The sequence below is a fragment of the Streptomyces sp. NPDC093225 genome (genome assembly GCF_044753805.1).
Classification (GTDB): Bacteria; Actinomycetota; Actinomycetes; order Streptomycetales; family Streptomycetaceae; genus Streptomyces.
Map to the genome: position 1 here is coordinate 72,544 of NZ_JBIVNX010000013.1, position 16,810 is coordinate 89,353.

A 16,810-nucleotide genomic window follows, 5' to 3' on the forward strand; every position below is an offset into this window, starting at 1 on the left:
AGTCGGTTGCGGTCGGTCGTCGGCCGTCGGCGGGCGGGTGTCAGTCCCGGTCGAGTTCCGCCTCGGCCGCCGCCAGCGCCGCGAACTCCTCCTCCGGCGCGGAGGCCACCAGGTGGTGCCGACTGTAGAGCGCGAAGTACGCCAGGGCGGCCGCGTACACGGCCAGTGCGATGAACGCGGCCTCCTTGTCCACCAGGAAGGTGGCGACCAGCGCCGAAAGGGCGAGCACGAAGGCGGCCGTGGAGGTCGCCACCCCGCCGGGCGTGCGGTACGGCCGGGCCAGTCCCGGCTCGCGGCGGCGCAGCACGATGTGGGACAGGGCCATCAGCGCGTACGAGATGGTGGCGCCGAAGACCGCGATGTTGAGCATGCGGGGGCCGTCGCCGGTGCCGGCGGCCAGCGCGAAGCCGAGCGCGCCCGGGATCAGCAGGCCCAGGTACGGGGCCTTGCGGCGGCTGGTCAGGGACAGGAAGCGGGGCAGGTAGCCGGCCCGTGAGAGGGCGAAGAGCTGGCGGGAGCCGGCGTAGATGAGGGAGAAGAACGAGGCGACGAGGCCGGCCAGACCCGCGTAGTTCACGAAGGTCTTCAGCCACGACAGGCCCGGGTCGCCCTCCAGGGCCACCACGAGGGGGTTGCCCGCCCCCTGGATGGCGTCGGCGCCGCGCGCCCCGGTGGCGACGAGGAAGGTGACCAGTGCGAGCAGGGCGAGGATGCCCATCGAGGTGGCCAGCGCCCGGGGCATGGAGCGCACCGGGTCCTTGGCCTCCTCGGCGGCCAGCGGTACGCCCTCCACGCCGAGGAAGAACCACATGCCGAACGGGAACGCGGCCCAGATCCCGAGCACGCCGAACGGCAGCCAGGAACTCGACCCGAAAGCGGAGGCGTCCACGGCGATGTCGTCGAGCCGGCCCGCGTCGAAGTGCCCCAGCGCGCCCACCGCGAAGACCAGCAGCGCGGCCACGGCCACCGCCGTCACGATCAGGCTGAAGCGCAGGGCCTCGCCGACGCCCCACAGGTGGATGCCGATGAACAGGGCGAAGCAGGCCAGGTAGACGGGCCAGCCGGAGGTCAGTCCGAAGAGGTGCAGGGACTCGACGTAGTCGCCGATGAAGATGGCGATGGCGGCGGGGGCCAGCACGTACTCGATGAGGATGGCGGTGCCGGTCAGGAAGCCGCCCCAGGTGCCCAGCGCCCGGCGGGCGAAGCCGTAGCCGCCGCCCGCGGTGGGCAGGATCGCCGACAGCTCGGCGAGGGAGAAGACCAGGCAGGCGTACATCGCGCCCATGAGGAGGGTGGCCAGGGCCAGGCCGCCGAAACCGCCGTGCGCCAGACCGGTGTTCCAGCCGGAGAAGTCGCCGGAGACGACGTACGCGACGCCGAGGCCGGTCAGCAGCAGCCAGCCGGCGCTGCCTCGGCGCAGCGTGCGCCGCTCCAGGTAGGCGGCGTCGGGGGAGGGGTCGGCCCCGGCGGACGGGGCGTGCGGGGGGACGGGGGTGAGGCGCGCCTCGGTGTCTTCGGCCATGGGTGGTCCTGCCTCGGGGTGATGGAGGGGAGGAGCAGGGGCAATGGTTCGAGGGCATACCTTTGCCGTATGCGGGGAGACGGCGCAAGACCCCTGGGTTAAACCGGCGTTACGAGTCGGCCGTCGTGGGGGCCGCCGCGGCGGCCGGACCGGTCACGCCAGGAACCCCCGCAGCAGCGCCGCCGTCCCGCAGCAGTGCTCGCGCATCACCTCGCGGGCCGCCTCCGGATCGCGGTCCAGGATCGCGTCGACCAGCGCGGCGTGCTGGCGCTGGGAGTGCTCCAGGTTGCGCACCAGCAGCGGGATGCAGTCCAGCAGGTCGTTGACGGTCGCACGGACCGCGGCGTACTGGGCCGTCAGCGTGGCGGAGCCGGAGAGCTCGGCCAGCGTCAGGTGCAGCAGCGTGTCGAGGCGGCGGTATTCGGTCAGCGGCGCGTCCTCGGTCGCCGCGAGGGCGCCCCTGAGGCGTGCCGCGCCCTCCTCGTCGAGCCCCTGGGCGGCGCACAGCCCGGCCGCGCCGGTCTCCAGCACCTCGCGGAAGCGCAGCACGTCCTCGATGTCCACCCCGGCCACGCGCCGGCGCAGCTCCGCCTCGGCGCCGCTCGCGGGGGTGTCGGGGCGCGGCCGTACGAACGTGCCGCCGTACCGCCCGCGTCTGCTCTCCACCAGTCCCTGGTCCTGGAGCACCTTGAGCACCTCGCGCAGCGTGACCCGGCTGATGCCCATGCGGTCGGCCAACTCGCGCTCGGGGGGCAGGCGTTCGCCGCCGGGTACCAGGCCGAGCCGGACGACCTGCAGGATCTGCTCAAGGGCCTCCTCGAAGCCGTTGCCCGCCCGCACCTGGCGGAGCACCGGGCCGAGCCGGTCGGGTGCCGCGCCGTCCCCCGTCGCCTCGTCGTGCTGCCGTACTCCCTCGCCGTGCGCCCGCGGGCCGTCGTTGGCGCTTTCCGGTGCCATGTTCCGTCATCCCCTTCCCAATCAATGGTCTCTCCCCATACCTTAGGCCTCCTCGGCTCACCCGAAGGAGAGAATCCCGTGGTAGACCGCACACCGCCGCTTTCGCCGGACGAGCTCCGCGCCCTGGTCGCGAACGGCGAGATCGACACAGTGGTCCTGGCCTTCACCGACATGCAGGGCAGGCTGCAGGGCAAGCGGTTCGCCGCACCGTTCTTCCTCTCCGACGTGCTCGACCACGGCACCGAGGGCTGCAACTACCTCCTCGCCGTCGACGCCGACATGAACACCGTCGACGGGTACGAGATGTCCTCCTGGGACCGCGGCTACGGCGACTTCGCCATGCACCCCGACCTGTCCACCCTGCGCCGCCTCCCCTGGCACCCCGGCACCGCCCTCGTCATGGCCGACCTCGCCTGGGAGGACGGCTCGCCGGTGGTCGCCGCGCCCCGGCAGATCCTGCGCCGCCAACTGGACCGGCTCGCCGAACTCGGCCTCACCGCGCAGGTGGGTACGGAGCTGGAGTTCATCGTCTTCAAGGACACGTACGAGCAGGCCTGGGAGGCGAACTACCGGGGCCTGACCCCCGCCAACCAGTACAACATCGACTACTCGGTGCTCGGCACCGGTCGCATCGAGCCCCTGCTGCGCCGCATCCGCAACGAGATGGCGGGCGCGGGACTGACCGTGGAGTCCGCCAAGGGCGAGTGCAACCTCGGCCAGCACGAGATCGCCTTCCGTTACGACGAGGCCCTCGTCACCTGCGACCAGCACGCGGTCTACAAGACGGGCGCCAAGGAGATCGCGGCCCAGGAGGGGGTCTCCCTCACCTTCATGGCCAAGTTCAACGAGCGCGAGGGCAACTCCTGCCACATCCACCTCTCGCTCACCGACGCCGACGGCCGGAACGTCATGGCCGGTGACGGGCCCGGCGGCATGTCGGACACCATGCGCCACTTCCTGGCCGGACAGCTCGCCGCCCTGCGCGAGTTCTCCCTCCTCTACGCGCCCAACATCAACTCCTACAAGCGGTTCCGGCCCGGCTCGTTCGCGCCCACCGCCGTCGCCTGGGGCCGCGACAACCGCACCTGCGCCCTGCGCGTGGTCGGGCACGGCCGCTCGATGCGGTTCGAGAACCGCGTACCCGGCGGCGACGTGAACCCGTACCTCGCCGTCGCCGGCCTGGTCGCCGCCGGCCTGTACGGCATCGAGAACCGGCTGGAGCTGCCCGAGGCCTGTGCCGGCAACGCCTACACCGCCGACTACGAGCACGTCCCCGGCACCCTCCGCGAGGCCGCCGAGCTGTGGGAGAACAGCGCCGTCGCCAAGGCCGCCTTCGGCCCCGAGGTCGTCGCGCACTACCGCAACGCGGCACGCGTCGAACTCGACGCCTTCGACTCCGCGGTCACCGACTGGGAACTGCGCCGCTCCTTCGAACGCATGTGAGGCACGACTTGTCGCTCTCCCCGCACCAGCCCCCCCTCGACGCACCCACCGAGCACCAGGTCCTCAACCCGGCCACCGAGGAGGTGGTCGCCACCGTCCCCGCCGCCTCCGCCGCCGACGTCGACGCCGCCGTGGCGCGGGCCGCCGCGGCGCAGCGCGCCTGGGCGGCCGCCGCGCCGGCCGACCGGGCCCGGCTGCTGCGCCGGTTCGCGACCGTGGTCGACGAGCACCGCGAGGAGCTCGCCCGGCTGGAGGTCACCGAGGCCGGCCACACCATCGGCAACGCCCGCTGGGAGGCGGGCAACGTCCGCGACCTGCTCGACTTCGCTGCCGGCGGCGTGGAGCGGCTGTCCGGCCGGCAGATCCCGGTGCCCGGCGGCCTCGACGTCACCTACCTCGAACCGCTCGGCGTGGTCGGCGTCATCGCCCCGTGGAACTTCCCCATGCCCATCGCCGCCTGGGGCACCGCCCCCGCGCTGGCCGCCGGCAACGCGGTGCTCCTCAAGCCCGCCGAGACCACCCCGCTGACCGCGCTGCGGCTGGCCGAGCTGGCCCTGGAGGCCGGGCTGCCCGAGCACCTCTTCCAGGTGCTCCCCGGCGCCGGCCCGGTCGCCGGCACCGCGCTCGTCCAGCACCCGGACGTCGCCAAGATCGTCTTCACCGGGTCCACGAAGGTCGGCAAGCAGATCATGGCCGCCTGCGCGCAGCGCGTGAAGCGGGTGACCCTCGAACTCGGCGGCAAGAGCCCCAACATCGTGTTCGCCGACGCGGACGTCGAGGCCGCGGCCGCGGCCGCTCCGATGTCGTTCCTCGACAACACCGGCCAGGACTGCTGCGCCCGCACCCGGATCCTCGTCCAGCGCTCCGTGTACGACCGGTTCATGGAGCTGCTGGAGCCCGCGATCAAGGAGGTCGCGGTCGGCGACCCCGCCGACGAGGCCACCCAGATGGGCCCGCTGATCTCGCGGGTGCAGCTGGACCGGGTCCGCTCGTACGTGACCGACGACCTGGAGACGATCCGCGGCAGCGCTCCCGAGGGCCCCGGCTTCTGGTTCCCGCCGACCGTCGTCACCGGCGTCGACCCGGCCGCGCCGGTCGCCTCCGAGGAGGTCTTCGGGCCGGTCGCCGTGGTGCTGCCCTTCGAGGACGAGGCGGACGCCGTCCGGCTGGCCAACGCCACCGAGTACGGCCTGGCCGGCTCGATCTGGACCCGCGACGTGGGCCGGGCCCTGCGCCTCTCGCGCGCCGTCGCGGCCGGCAACCTCTCCGTCAACTCCCACAGCAGCGTCCGCTACTGGACCCCGTTCGGCGGCTTCAAGCAGTCCGGCCTGGGCCGCGAGCTGGGGCCCGACGCCCTCACCGCCTTCACCGAAACCAAGAACGTCTTCATCAGCACGGAGGCCTGACCCACATGACCACCGAAGCCACCCCCGAGGCCGTCTGCCGCCGCCTGGTCGGCCGGACCGCCGTCATCACCGGCGCCGGCAGCGGCATCGGCCTCGCGACCGCCCGCCGACTGGCCTCCGAGGGCGCCAACGTCGTCTGCGGCGACATCGACGAGACCGCGGGCAAGGCCGCCGCCGAGGCCGTCGGCGGCACCTTCGTCAAGGTGAACGTCACCGACCCCGAGGAGGTCGAGAACCTCTTCAAGGTCGCCCACGACACCTACGGCTCCGTCGACATCGCGTTCAACAACGCCGGCATCTCCCCGCCCGACGACGACTCCATCCTCACCACGGGGCTCGACGCGTGGAAGCGGGTCCAGGAGGTCAACCTCACCTCCGTCTACCTGTGCTGCAAGGCCGCCCTGCCGTACATGCAGCGCCAGGGCCGGGGCTCGATCATCAACACCGCCTCGTTCGTGGCCATCATGGGCGCGGCGACCTCGCAGATCTCGTACACCGCCTCCAAGGGCGGCGTCCTGGCCATGTCGCGCGAGCTCGGCGTGCAGTTCGCCCGCGAGGGCATCCGGGTCAACGCGCTGTGCCCCGGGCCGGTCAACACCCCGCTGCTGCAGGAGCTGTTCGCCAAGGACCCCGAGCGGGCCGCGCGCCGCCTGGTGCACATCCCCGTCGGCCGGTTCGCCGAGGCGGAGGAGATCGCCGCCGCGGTGGCCTTCCTCGCCAGCGACGACTCCTCGTTCGTCAACGCCACCGACTTCCTCGTCGACGGCGGCATCTCCGGGGCGTACGTCACCCCCCTGTAAGCCACCACGAGGGAGGTCGCCCCACCGCCGGGCCGCCTCCCACCCCCCACACGGACAGCCGGGCGCCACCCACCTCCTCGGGCGCCCGGCTGTCCGGCGTCCACCCCGCCCCCCGCCCACCGACTCCAGGGAGCACCATGCGCAGACACGTCCCGGCCGCGCTCGCCCTCGCCGCCGCTGCGGCCGCCGCCCTCGTCCCCGCGCCCGCCGCCCAGGCCGCCCCGGGCACCCCGGCCGTCCGGACCGTCCCGCCCCGGCAGGGCGACTGCGCCCGCCCCGTCGTCGGCGCCGGCTGGTACGGCGAGAACCGGGCCCGCCTCCAGGAACTCGTCGACACCTACGGCCGCTGCACGCCCCACCGGCCCGGCCGGCACCGCCCGGTCGCGGTCTTCGACTGGGACAACACCGTCGTCAAGAACGACGTCGGCGACGCGACCTTCTACTGGCTGCTGCGCAACGGCAAGGTCCGCCGCCCGGCCGCCGGAGACTGGACCACCACCAGCCGCCACCTCACCCCCGCGGCCGCCGGCGCCCTGTCCACCGCCTGCGACGCACTCGCCGCCCCCGGCGACCCGCTGCCCACCGGCACCCCGGCGGGCACGGCCTGCGCCGACGAGCTCTCCGCCGTCTACGGCACCGGCGCCACCCGCGCGGGCGCGCCGGCCTTCGCGGGCTGGAACCGCCGTACCACCGAGCCCGGCTACGCCTGGCTCGCCCAGCTCACCCAGGGCTGGACGCCCGCGCGGATTCGGTCCTTCGCCGCGGCCGCGCGCCAGGAGAACCTCGCCGCCCCCGTCGGCGCCACGCAGCGGGTCGGCAGCTCCTCCGTCACCGGCTGGGTGCGCTACTACGCCCAGCAGACGGACCTCGTCCGCGCACTGCAGCGGGCCGGCTTCGACGTGTGGATCAGCTCCGCCTCGCCGCAGCCGGTCGTGGAGGTCTGGGCGCGCGGCGCGGGCATCGCCGCCGACCACGTCATCGGCATCCGCAACGTCACGCGCCACGGCGTCCTCACGCCGCGCCTGAAGGGCTGCGGATCGGTCCCGGACGGCGCCGACGCGATGATCACGTACATCGACGGCAAGCGCTGCTGGATCAACCAGGAGGTCTTCGGCGTGCGGGGCGCGGCCGCCGAGCGGGTCCAGCCGGCCGGGCACCGCCAGGTGTTCGCCGCCGGCGACTCCGACACCGACGTCTCGTTCCTGCGCGACGCCACGGCCCTGCGGCTGGTGCTCAACCGCAACAAGAACGAGCTCATGTGCCGGGCCTACGACGACGCCGACGGACGCTGGCTGGTCAACCCGATGTTCATCGATCCGAAGAAGCAGAAGGCGGGCCCCTACCCCTGCGCCACCACCGGCTACACGGGCCCCGACGGCACTCCCGGCCCGGTACGCCGCGCCGACGGCAGCGTCGTACCGGACCAGGCGGACACGGTGTTCTGACGGATCCGCGGGTGCGGCCGGCCGGCCGAGCGCGCACGGCGCACCTGGCCCGGAGAGCGCGTCACCACGCCGTCAGCACGCCGTCAGCACGCCGTCACCGCGCCAAGCTAGAGGAAGGTGCGCCCCTCACCGCGGTACGTCGGGACGGTGGCGGTGACCCGGTCGCCCTCGACGAGGTGCAGCTCGTCGAAGCGCTCGCACAGCTCGCCCGCCTTCGCGTGCCGGAACCACACCCGGTCCCCGATCAGCAGGTCGTCCGCCGGCGCCCCCAGGAGCGGGGTCTGCACCTCGCCCGCCCCCTCCTGGGGGTCGTACCGGAGCCCCTCCGGCAGGTACGGCACCGGCAGCCGGTCCGCGCCCGCCGCACCCGACGCCGGGTACCCGCCGCCGAGCACCGTCACCACGCCCACTCCGGGCCGGCGCACCACCGGCTGCGCGAACAGCGCCGCCGGACGGCCGCGGAAGGACGTGTAGTTGTCGAACAGCCGCGGCACGTACAGCCCCGAACCGGCCGCGACCTCCGTCACCGCGTCCTCGGCCACGGTGGACTCCACGCTGCCCGTGCCGCCGCCGTTGACGAACTCCAGGTCCGGTACGACCGACCGCACCGCGCGCACCGCCGCCGCCCGCCGCGCCGCGAGCTCCCGGCGGGCCGCCGCCTGCATCAGGCGGACGGCCCGGGACCGCAGCGGCCGCCCGGCCACCGCGTCGCCGACGCCCGCGATGTGGCCCTCGTACGCCATCAGGCCGACCAGCCGGAACCCCGGACGGGCGGCGACCTGCCGGGCCAGGTCCGCGAGTAGGGAGGGCTCGCGCAGCGGCGAGCGGCGCGCGCCGACGCGCACGCGCCCCCCGAGGAGGTGGAGCGCGGTGTCCAGCTCCAGGCACACCCGGACCTCCTCGCGGCCGCCCGCGCGGGCCGCGTCGACGAGCTCCAGCTGTGCCGGGTCGTCCACCATCACGGTGACGGCGGCGGCGAGCTTCGGGTCGCCCGCCAGCTCGGCGAAACCGGCCCGGTCCGCGGACGGGTACGCGAGCAGCACGTCCTCGAAGCCCGAGCGGGCCAGCCACAGGGACTCCGCCAGGGTGTACGACATGATGCCCGCGAAGCCGTCGCGGGCGAGGACGCGTTCGAGCAGGGCCCGGCAGCGCACCGACTTGCTCGCCACCCGGACCGGCTTCCCGCCGGCGCGGCGCACCAGGTCCGCCGCATTGGCGTCGAAGGCCTCCAGATCGACGATGGCGAGCGGGGCGTCGAGGTGCGCGGTGGCCCGGTCGTACCGGGCCCGGTCAGCGGCGGGAGTCGTCACCGGTGTCGTCATGGCCGCAGCTTGCCAGACCTGATTACCGGGGGGTAGGGGGAAGATCGAGCCCGTAGAGTACGGCCATTCGGGTCTTCGGGGACGGGGGGACGTACGCGCCATGACCACCGACCACCCTGCCGGCGGCCGTGTCGACACCGGCTCCGGATCGAACGGCCGCTTCCCGGACGACGGCCCGGCCGGCCGCTTCCCGGACCGCGGCTCCGACGGCTTTCCGGGCAGTGGCTTCCCGGGCGGCTTCCCGGACCGCCGCCGTCCCGGGCGCCACGTGGCCGGGCGCGGCGTCCCGGCCCCCGGGGCCGGGCCGGCCGGGGTGCCGCTGCGGGCGGCCGCCGGCACGGGTGCCGATGCGGGTGCCGACGCGGGCGCCGACGGTCGGTCGGGCGTCGGGCCCGAGCCCGGACGTGGGCGCGGGCGCCGTGCGGTGGCCGTGGTGTGCGCCGTGCTCGGGAGCGGGCTCGTCGGCGGTGCCGCCGCCGGCACCTGGCTGCTGGGCCGCGCCGATGCCGCGCCGCCCGCGGCGGCGTACGGCCGGGCGGCCTCGATGTGGCGGGCGGAACCCGTCGACACCCTCTTCCCGCCCGTACTGGTCGGCGACGGCGCGGGGCCGGGCGGCGCCGACCGCCGCTGGACCCGGGTCGCCGTGGACCCCGGCACCGGCTGTCACGCGTGGGCGGTCGCGCTGGGCTGCGCCCACGAGGTGCGGGCCACGTACACCGATGCGACGCGCAGCGCGGTCGTCGGCGCCGGGCTCGTCTTCACCGTCGCCCCGGCCCCCGCGCAGGCCGCGCTGAAGACCCGCCTCGGTGGCCGCCCCCCGCTGCCGACGGCGTACGGGATCCCCGACCGGGCCCGGGCCAGCTGGACGGTGTCCGTGCTGACGGACGCGCCCGCCGTGGTGTACGCGGTGTCCGGGTTCGCGGACCGGCGCCCCGTCGCCGCGCCCCGGCCCGCTGCCGCCGCGATGGCCTCCGACGACCGGAGCGCGGTGGCGCAGGCGGGGCTCGGCCACGAGGCGCGGGCGGTCGCGGACCGACTCGAGCGGGGGCTGCGGCGTCGGGTGGCCGCGTCCGGTCCCGCGGTTCGAGGGGCCGGCCGGTGAACGCGGCGCGGTTCCGGCGCCGCCCCGCGGCCGCGGTCGGGTCGGACGGGCGGGGGCCGTCGGAGTCCGGGGCGCCGCGCGGAGCCGTTCCCCGCCCCGCTCCTTCCCGGAACCGGGGCTCCGCCCCGACCCCCTCCCAGGGGCTCCGCCCCCGGACCCCCGCGCCTCGGACGCCGGCGGGGCCGGACGGCGTGTCCGTGTCGCCGGCGGGGCGTCGGTGGGGGCTGCGGGGCCTGGCCGTGGGGGTGGCGGTCGCGGTGCTCGCGGCGGGTGGGTGCGGGGCGGCGGTGGCCGACGGGATCCGGGACCGGCAGTGGGGGCTGGCGGCGCTGCACGCGCGCCAGGCGTGGCGTACGACCCAGGGGGCGGGGGTCACGGTCGCCGTCCTCGACACCGGTGTCGACGGGACCCATCCCGACCTGCGCGGAGCGGTCCTGCCGGGCAAGGACCTCATCGGCTTCGGCGCCGGCCGCGGCGACCGCCCCTGGGCCCGCCACGGCACGGCCATGGCCGGGATCATCGCGGGCCGGGGTCACGGACCCGGGCGCGACCAGGGCGTCCTCGGCATCGCCCCGGCCGCCGAGGTCCTCCCCGTGCGCGTGATCCTCGAAGAGGGCGACCCGGGCCGGGCGCGGGCCCGCGAGCGCAAGGGCGGCGCCCTCGCCGAGGGGATCCGCTGGGCCGCCGACCACGGCGCCGACGTGATCAACCTGTCCCTCGGGGACGACAGCGAGACCGCCCACCACGAGGCCGCCGAGGACGAGGCCGTCCAGTACGCCCTCGCCAAGGGCGTCGTGGTGGTCGCCTCCGCCGGCAACGGCGGCCAGGACGGCGACCGCGTGTCCTACCCGGCCGCCTACCCGGGCGTCATCGCCGTCACCGCCGTCGACCGCGCCGGCACCAAGGCGCCCTTCTCCACCCGCCACTGGTACGCCGACGTCAGCGCCCCCGGGGTCGACATCGTCATCGCCGACCCCGACCGGCACTACTACGAGGGCTGGGGCACCAGCGCGGCCGCCGCCTGGGTCTCCGGGACCGTCGCCCTGATCCGCGCCGCCCACCCCGGGCTGAGCCCCGCCCAGATCGGGCGGCTGCTGGCCGACACCGCCCGCGACAGACCCGCCGGCGGCCGCGACGACGCGCGCGGTCACGGCCTGGTCGATCCCGCGGCCGCCCTCGACGCCGCGGCCCGGCTGCGCCCCGAGCCGCCGCAGCCCACCCCGTCCCCGGCCGCCGCGACCTACTTCGGGCCCGGTCCCGAGCGCGTCCCGGCCCCGCAGCCCGCCCGCCGCCTGTCCGCGGCGGCCGTGGCCGGCGCCGGTGCGCTGCTGCTCGCCGCCGCCCTCGTCCTCGGGCGCCGCCGCCGCGCCGCGGAGCGGGGCGGTCCGAGGGGATAGGGTCGGGGGATTGTGGCGCATGACAAGAACATCCCCGACCCCGGTTTCGCCGACGACGACGGCTCCGCCGACCCCGTGCTGAGCGCGGCCCTCGCCGCCTGGTCCGAGGACAGATCGGCCGAGCCCCGCGTGCTGGCGGCCCTCAAGGACGCCCGGCTGCTGGTCCCCGTCGTGGCCCTGCTCGGCGAGGTCGAGACCGACCCCGAGACCGGCCTGCGCCGCGAGAAGACCTCCGACATGGCGGTGCCGACGCTGACCGCGGGCGACCGGCGGGCGCTCCCGGCGTTCACCTCGCTCGACTCCCTCGCGCGCTGGGACCCCAAGGCCCGACCGGTGGCCGTACCCCTGCACCAGGCGCTTGCGGCCCTGGTGCACGAGAAGGCGGACACCCTCGTGCTCGACCTCGCGGGCCCGGTCCCGTACCAGGTCACCGGCTCCGCCCTGCTCGCCCTCGCGGAGGGCCGCACCAGTGCCGCCCCGCTCGACGACCCCGCCGTCACGGAGGCGGTCCGGACGGTCGTCGCGGGGGAGCCGACGGTCGTACGGGCCCACCTCGTGCCCGGTGGGGCGGACGCCGACGGGATCCTCGCCGTGGCCCTCGACGCCCCCGCGGCGGAGGTGCCGAAGGCGGCCCGCCGGATCGCCGAGGCGCTCGCGGCCGACGAGACCCTGCGGGCCCGCCTCGTGCGCGGGCTGAACCTCGCCCTGCTGCCCGCGGACGCCCCCGCCCCGGGGAAGGCGCTGTACGCCCGCTGAGGCGGGACGCCCGTACGGCGCACGCGGCACGAGACGTGCGGAAGGGCCCGGGGACCACGTCCCCGGGCCCTTCCGCGAAGGTCCGGTTCACGACCGCCCGGGCGCGGGCGGCCCGCGACGGTCAGCCGAAGACCGGGCCGGTGAACTTCTCGCCGGGGCCCTGGCCGGGCTCGTCCGGCACCAGGGAGGCCTCGCGGAAGGCGAGCTGGAGGGACTTCAGGCCGTCCCGCAGCGGCGCCGCGTGGAAGGAGCTGATCTCGGTCGCGCTCGCGGTCACCAGGCCGGCCAGCGCGGTGATCAGCTTGCGGGCCTCGTCGAGGTCCTTGTGCTCGGAGTCGGGCTTGTCCAGGCCCAGGTTGACCGCGGCGGCGCTGAGCAGGTGCACCGCGACCGTCGTGATCACCTCGACCGCGGGCACCTCCGCGATGTCGCGGGTCAGGGTCTCGTAGTCGGGGGCCTCGTCGGCCTCGGTGGCGGTGGGGGGCGTCGCGTCAGTCATGCCACACACGATAAGCCGCACCGGTGAAGCGGACGACGCCCACCCGCTTCCGCCCGACGCGGAGCGGCCGGTTCGCGTCACCGCGCGGGGGCTGCTAACCTTGTGTGACGACCGGCCGGAGACCTATGTCCCCGGCCCACAAGTGGAGGCTCCGTACTCCCACCCGACCGTCCCCGAGGGACGGCGGGTCACCGGTCAGGCGGTAGCCATCGTTCCGTACGGACGATGGAAGCCGCCCGAGATGCGCGCCCCGTGATGACTCACGGCGGTGCTCCGGTAGTACGAGGAGCTCCCGCCTGTGTCCGTCCGGGGCGTTTTGTCGTTCCGGCGCGGTTGGTCTGACGAAACAGACGTCCGCGGCTGTCCCCCAGGCAGTCGTGTGGTGCTACCGAGGAGGATCCATCAGCGCCGAGCCCCGCATCAACGACCGGATTCGCGTTCCCGAGGTGCGACTTGTCGGTCCCAGCGGCGAGCAGGTCGGAATTGTTCCGCTTGCCAAGGCCCTGGAGCTTGCGCAGGAGTACGACCTGGACCTGGTCGAGGTCGCGGCGAACGCCCGTCCGCCCGTGTGCAAGCTCATGGACTACGGGAAGTTCAAGTACGAGTCGGCCATGAAGGCCCGTGAGGCGCGCAAGAACCAGGCGCACACGGTCATCAAGGAGATGAAGCTCCGGCCGAAGATCGACCCGCACGACTACGACACCAAGAAGGGTCACGTCGTCCGGTTCCTCAAGCAGGGCGACAAGGTCAAGATCACGATCATGTTCCGTGGTCGCGAGCAGTCCCGGCCGGAGCTCGGCTACCGACTGCTGCAGCGCCTCGCGGAGGACGTCCAGGACCTCGGTTTCGTCGAGTCGAACCCGAAGCAGGACGGCCGAAACATGATCATGGTTCTCGGTCCGCACAAGAAGAAGACCGAGGCGATGGCCGAAGCCCGTGAGGCGCAGGCCGCCCGCAAGGCCGAGCGCCAGGGTGGTCAGGTCGCCGACGCCGACGCCGAGGCCCCCGAGGTCGAGGTGGCCGAGGTCGAGGTTGCCGAGGCCGACGCCGACGCCGCCGCGACGGAGACCGCCGAGGCCTGATCCCGGAGCAGCCGCCCCGGGTCACAAGACACAACTGACGCTCCCGTGCGCCGGTCCGCGAGGACCGGTGGGGGCGCCACTGACGAGGAGATAACGGCGCTATGCCGAAGAACAAGACGCACAGCGGTTCCAAGAAGCGCTTCAAGATCACCGGCTCCGGCAAGGTGCTCCGCGAGCGCGCCGGCAAGCGCCACCTGCTCGAGCACAAGTCGTCCAAGCTGACGCGTCGCCTCACCGGCAACGCCGAGATGGCCCCGGGCGACGCCGCGAAGATCAAGAAGCTTCTCGGCAAGTGACGTCGCTCCGCTCCCGGCACGGGAGCGGAACTGCGACGGCTGGACCGGGACCCAATCGTTTTGGGCCGTGTGAAGACAACCACGGCCCCGCTACAAGGAGTTAAAAAGTGGCACGCGTCAAGCGGGCAGTAAACGCCCACAAGAAGCGCCGGGCGATCCTCGAGGCGGCCTCCGGCTACCGCGGTCAGCGTTCGCGCCTGTACCGCAAGGCCAAGGAGCAGGTCACCCACTCGCTGGTCTACAACTACAACGACCGCAAGAAGCGCAAGGGCGACTTCCGCCAGCTCTGGATCCAGCGCATCAACGCCGCTGCCCGCCAGAACGGCATGACGTACAACCGCCTCATCCAGGGTCTGAAGGCCGCCAACATCGAGGTGGACCGCAAGATGCTGGCCGAGCTGGCCGTCAACGACACCAACGCGTTCGCCGCGCTCGTCGAGGTCGCCCAGAAGGCGCTCCCGGCCGACGTGAACGCCCCGAAGGCCGCCGCCTGAGCGACCTGACGGTCGCACGAGCCGCACGAGGCTGAACCGGACCCGCAGGCGCCATGCCTGCGGGTCCGGTGTTTTCCGCCCCCCCTTCGGCGTTCCCGCGCCGCCCCCGCTCCCTTCCGGACCCGACAGAGAGACCGCCGAGCCATGGCAACCCCCGCCGAGCTGATCTCCCCGCGCTCCCCGCGGGTGGCCGCCGCCAGACGCCTCGCGCGGCGCAACTTCCGCACGAAGGAGCGCCGCTTCATCGCCGAGGGCCCCCAGGCCGTCCGCGAGGCCGTGGCCCACCGGGGCCCCGACGGGCCCACGCTCATCGAGCTCTTCGCCACCGTCGAGGCCGCCGAGCGCTACGCCGAGATCATCGACGCCGCGCGCGCCTCCGGGGTCCGGGTCCACTACGCCGCCGACGAGGTGCTGGCCGAGGTCTCCCAGACCGTCACCCCGCAGGGCCTGGTCGGCGTCTGCCGCTTCCTCGACACCCCCTTCGAGGAGATCCTCGGCGACCGCCCCCGCCTCGTCGCGGTCCTCGCGCACGTGCGCGACCCCGGGAACGCCGGCACCGTACTGCGCTGCGCCGACGCCGCCGGCGCCGACGCGGTGATCCTCACCGACGCCTCCGTGGACCTGTACAACCCCAAGTCGGTACGGGCCTCCGTGGGCTCCCTCTTCCACCTCCCGGTCGCCGTCGGCGTACCGGTCGAGCAGGCCGTCGCGGGGCTGCGCGCCGCGGGCGTACGGATCCTCGCCGCCGACGGGGCCGGCCAGGACGACCTCGACGCGGAGCTCGACGCGGGCACCATGGGCGGGCCCTCCGCCTGGGTCTTCGGCAACGAGGCCTGGGGACTGCCCGAGGAGACCCGGGCGCTGGCCGACGCGGTCGTCCGCGTCCCCATCCACGGCAAGGCCGAGAGCCTGAACCTCGCCACCGCCGCGGCCGTGTGCCTCTACGCGTCCGCGCGTGCACAGCGGGCGCCCGGAGGGTGCCGCTCCGTGACCCCCAGCTAGTAATGTGACGCCCCGGGGGCCCACTGCGCCGCCGAGATGTGGGGTACGGGGACATGACCGTCGGGACGAACGGCTCACCGAGGGCCGCGGCAGCAGCCGCGATCCCGCCGCAACCGCTGCCCGCGGCCGGCCCCGGACCCGCCGCCGCACCAGTCTCGGCCGGGACCCCCGGGGAGGTGCCCGCCGCCGGCACCGTCCCCGGGCTGGACCCCGACGAGCTCCCCGACGGCCTCGTCGTCGCCGACGAGGCCGGGCGCGTGGTCTGCTTCAACCGCGCCGCCGCCCGCATCACCGCCACCGACCCGGCCACCGCCCTCGGCGCCCGCATCGAGCACGCGCTGCCGCTGGAGGACCTCGAGGGCCGGCGCTGGTGGACGGTCACCGACCCCTACGGCGGCCTGGCCACCCGTACCGGCCAGCCCGAGCGGTACCTCCTGCTGCCCGGCGGCCACGAGGTGCTGGTCTCCGCCCGGTACGTGCGCGAGCGGCCCGCCGGCCCCCTGCACCGGCTCGTCGTCTCGCTGCGGGGCACCGAGGCCCGGCGCCGCACCGAGCGCAGCCACGCCGAGCTCATCGCCACCGTCGCCCACGAACTGCGCTCCCCGCTGACCTCCGTCAAGGGCTTCACCGCCACGCTGCTGGCCAAGTGGGAGCGGTTCACCGACGACCAGAAGCGGCTCATGTTGGAGACCGTCGACGCCGACGCCGGCCGGGTCACCCGCCTGATCGCGGAACTGCTCGACATCTCCCGCATCGACTCCGGCCGCCTGGAGCTGCGCCGCCAGCCGGTCGACATCGCCACCGCCGTCGGCCGCCACGTCCAGGCCCTCACCGCGAACGGGCAGGCCCCCGAGCGGTTCCTGGTCCGCATCGGCCGCCCACTGCCCGACCTGTGGGCCGACCCCGACAAGATCGACCAGGTGCTCGGCAACCTCCTCGAAAATGCCGTGCGGCACGGCGAGGGAACCGTCACCATCGACGTGGCACCCGCCCACACCAAGACCGAGAGGGGGACGGCGGTCACCGTGACGGACGAAGGCCCCGGCATCCCCGAGGAGTCCATGAGCCGCGTGTTCACCCGCTTCTGGCGGGGCAGCAAGCGCGGCGGGACCGGTCTCGGCCTGTACATCGTCAAGGGCATCGTCGAGGCCCACGGCGGGACGATCACCGTCGGGCGCGGCCCGGGAGGCGGCGCCGAGTTCCGATTTACCCTGCCCGTGGGCGCGCCGGCCTACCTCTCGTAAACCTCCGAGAGTCTCGCCAGGCGGCCCACGGGCTCCTCCACGC

At 74.5% G+C, this 16,810-nt stretch carries 16 protein-coding genes; 12 read left to right on the forward strand and 4 right to left on the reverse strand.

All coding sequences use genetic code 11. From position 1 onward, the window contains the following. Positions 1-40: 40 nt before the first annotated feature. Positions 41-1,522 carry an ethanolamine permease gene (gene eat, locus ACIQCH_RS14770; protein WP_402581058.1) on the reverse strand — a complete coding sequence of 494 codons (1,482 nt, stop codon included), beginning with the start codon at positions 1,520-1,522 and terminating at the stop codon, positions 41-43. 153 nt (positions 1,523-1,675) lie between these two features. Then, positions 1,676-2,479 (reverse strand): FadR/GntR family transcriptional regulator, encoded by an 804-nt coding sequence (locus tag ACIQCH_RS14775; protein WP_402581059.1) that lies wholly within the window; start codon positions 2,477-2,479, stop codon positions 1,676-1,678. A 78-nt stretch (positions 2,480-2,557) separates the two neighbouring features. On the opposite strand from ACIQCH_RS14775, the gene ACIQCH_RS14780 reads away from it, so the two are divergent. From ACIQCH_RS14780 to ACIQCH_RS14795, 4 genes are all read left to right on the forward strand, one after another. Beyond that, positions 2,558-3,922 carry a glutamine synthetase family protein gene (locus tag ACIQCH_RS14780; RefSeq protein ID WP_402581060.1) on the forward strand — a complete coding sequence of 455 codons (1,365 nt, stop codon included), beginning with the start codon at positions 2,558-2,560 and terminating at the stop codon, positions 3,920-3,922. An 8-nt stretch (positions 3,923-3,930) separates the two neighbouring features. After that, entirely contained in the window at positions 3,931-5,328 is a 1,398-nt protein-coding gene (locus ACIQCH_RS14785) for an aldehyde dehydrogenase family protein (protein WP_402581061.1), read from the forward strand. A 5-nt stretch (positions 5,329-5,333) separates the two neighbouring features. Beyond that, positions 5,334-6,128 carry a 3-oxoacyl-ACP reductase gene (locus ACIQCH_RS14790; RefSeq protein ID WP_402581062.1) on the forward strand — a complete coding sequence of 265 codons (795 nt, stop codon included), beginning with the start codon at positions 5,334-5,336 and terminating at the stop codon, positions 6,126-6,128. A gap of 137 nt (positions 6,129-6,265) precedes the next feature. Beyond that, positions 6,266-7,573: a haloacid dehalogenase-like hydrolase gene (locus ACIQCH_RS14795; RefSeq protein ID WP_402581063.1), complete on the forward strand. Its 1,308-nt coding sequence runs from the start codon at positions 6,266-6,268 to the stop codon at positions 7,571-7,573. Between the two features lie 107 nt (positions 7,574-7,680). On the opposite strand, the gene ACIQCH_RS14800 is transcribed toward ACIQCH_RS14795, so the two are convergent. After that, positions 7,681-8,883 (reverse strand): amino acid deaminase/aldolase, encoded by a 1,203-nt coding sequence (locus ACIQCH_RS14800; protein ID WP_402581142.1) that lies wholly within the window; start codon positions 8,881-8,883, stop codon positions 7,681-7,683. Between the two features lie 112 nt (positions 8,884-8,995). Here ACIQCH_RS14800 and ACIQCH_RS14805 point away from each other — a divergent pair, with 112 nt between their 5' ends. The 3 genes from ACIQCH_RS14805 (at position 8,996) to ACIQCH_RS14815 (ending at position 12,150) form a co-directional block, all read left to right on the forward strand. Next, complete coding sequence (locus tag ACIQCH_RS14805) at positions 8,996-9,997, forward strand: hypothetical protein (protein ID WP_402581064.1); 1,002 nt, start codon at positions 8,996-8,998, stop codon at positions 9,995-9,997. Between the two features lie 197 nt (positions 9,998-10,194). Then, on the forward strand, positions 10,195-11,394 hold the full coding sequence (gene mycP, locus ACIQCH_RS14810; RefSeq protein WP_402581143.1) for a type VII secretion-associated serine protease mycosin: 1,200 nt from the start codon (positions 10,195-10,197) through the stop codon (positions 11,392-11,394). Positions 11,395-11,406: 12 nt separating this feature from the next. Then, a complete protein-coding gene (locus tag ACIQCH_RS14815; protein WP_402581065.1) occupies positions 11,407-12,150 on the forward strand; it encodes an SseB family protein in 744 nt (247 codons plus the stop codon). Positions 12,151-12,271: 121 nt separating this feature from the next. Here the strand turns inward: ACIQCH_RS14815 and ACIQCH_RS14820 are convergent, their stop codons facing one another. Further along, a complete protein-coding gene (locus ACIQCH_RS14820; RefSeq protein WP_030192945.1) occupies positions 12,272-12,649 on the reverse strand; it encodes a DUF1844 domain-containing protein in 378 nt (125 codons plus the stop codon). Between the two features lie 377 nt (positions 12,650-13,026). Here ACIQCH_RS14820 and infC point away from each other — a divergent pair, with 377 nt between their 5' ends. From infC to ACIQCH_RS14845, 5 genes are all read left to right on the forward strand, one after another. Then, positions 13,027-13,731 carry a translation initiation factor IF-3 gene (infC, locus tag ACIQCH_RS14825; RefSeq protein WP_402581066.1) on the forward strand — a complete coding sequence of 235 codons (705 nt, stop codon included), beginning with the start codon at positions 13,027-13,029 and terminating at the stop codon, positions 13,729-13,731. A 101-nt stretch (positions 13,732-13,832) separates the two neighbouring features. Further along, positions 13,833-14,027 (forward strand): 50S ribosomal protein L35, encoded by a 195-nt coding sequence (rpmI, locus tag ACIQCH_RS14830; RefSeq protein WP_030192941.1) that lies wholly within the window; start codon positions 13,833-13,835, stop codon positions 14,025-14,027. A 107-nt stretch (positions 14,028-14,134) separates the two neighbouring features. Further along, complete coding sequence (gene rplT, locus ACIQCH_RS14835; RefSeq protein WP_351555115.1) at positions 14,135-14,521, forward strand: 50S ribosomal protein L20; 387 nt, start codon at positions 14,135-14,137, stop codon at positions 14,519-14,521. Between the two features lie 144 nt (positions 14,522-14,665). Beyond that, positions 14,666-15,523, forward strand: a complete 858-nt coding sequence (locus tag ACIQCH_RS14840; RefSeq protein ID WP_402581067.1) for a TrmH family RNA methyltransferase — start codon at positions 14,666-14,668, stop codon at positions 15,521-15,523. A gap of 53 nt (positions 15,524-15,576) precedes the next feature. Next, positions 15,577-16,767, forward strand: coding sequence for an ATP-binding protein (locus tag ACIQCH_RS14845; protein ID WP_402581068.1), 1,191 nt, complete (start codon positions 15,577-15,579; stop codon positions 16,765-16,767). Positions 16,768-16,810 lie beyond the last annotated feature (43 nt).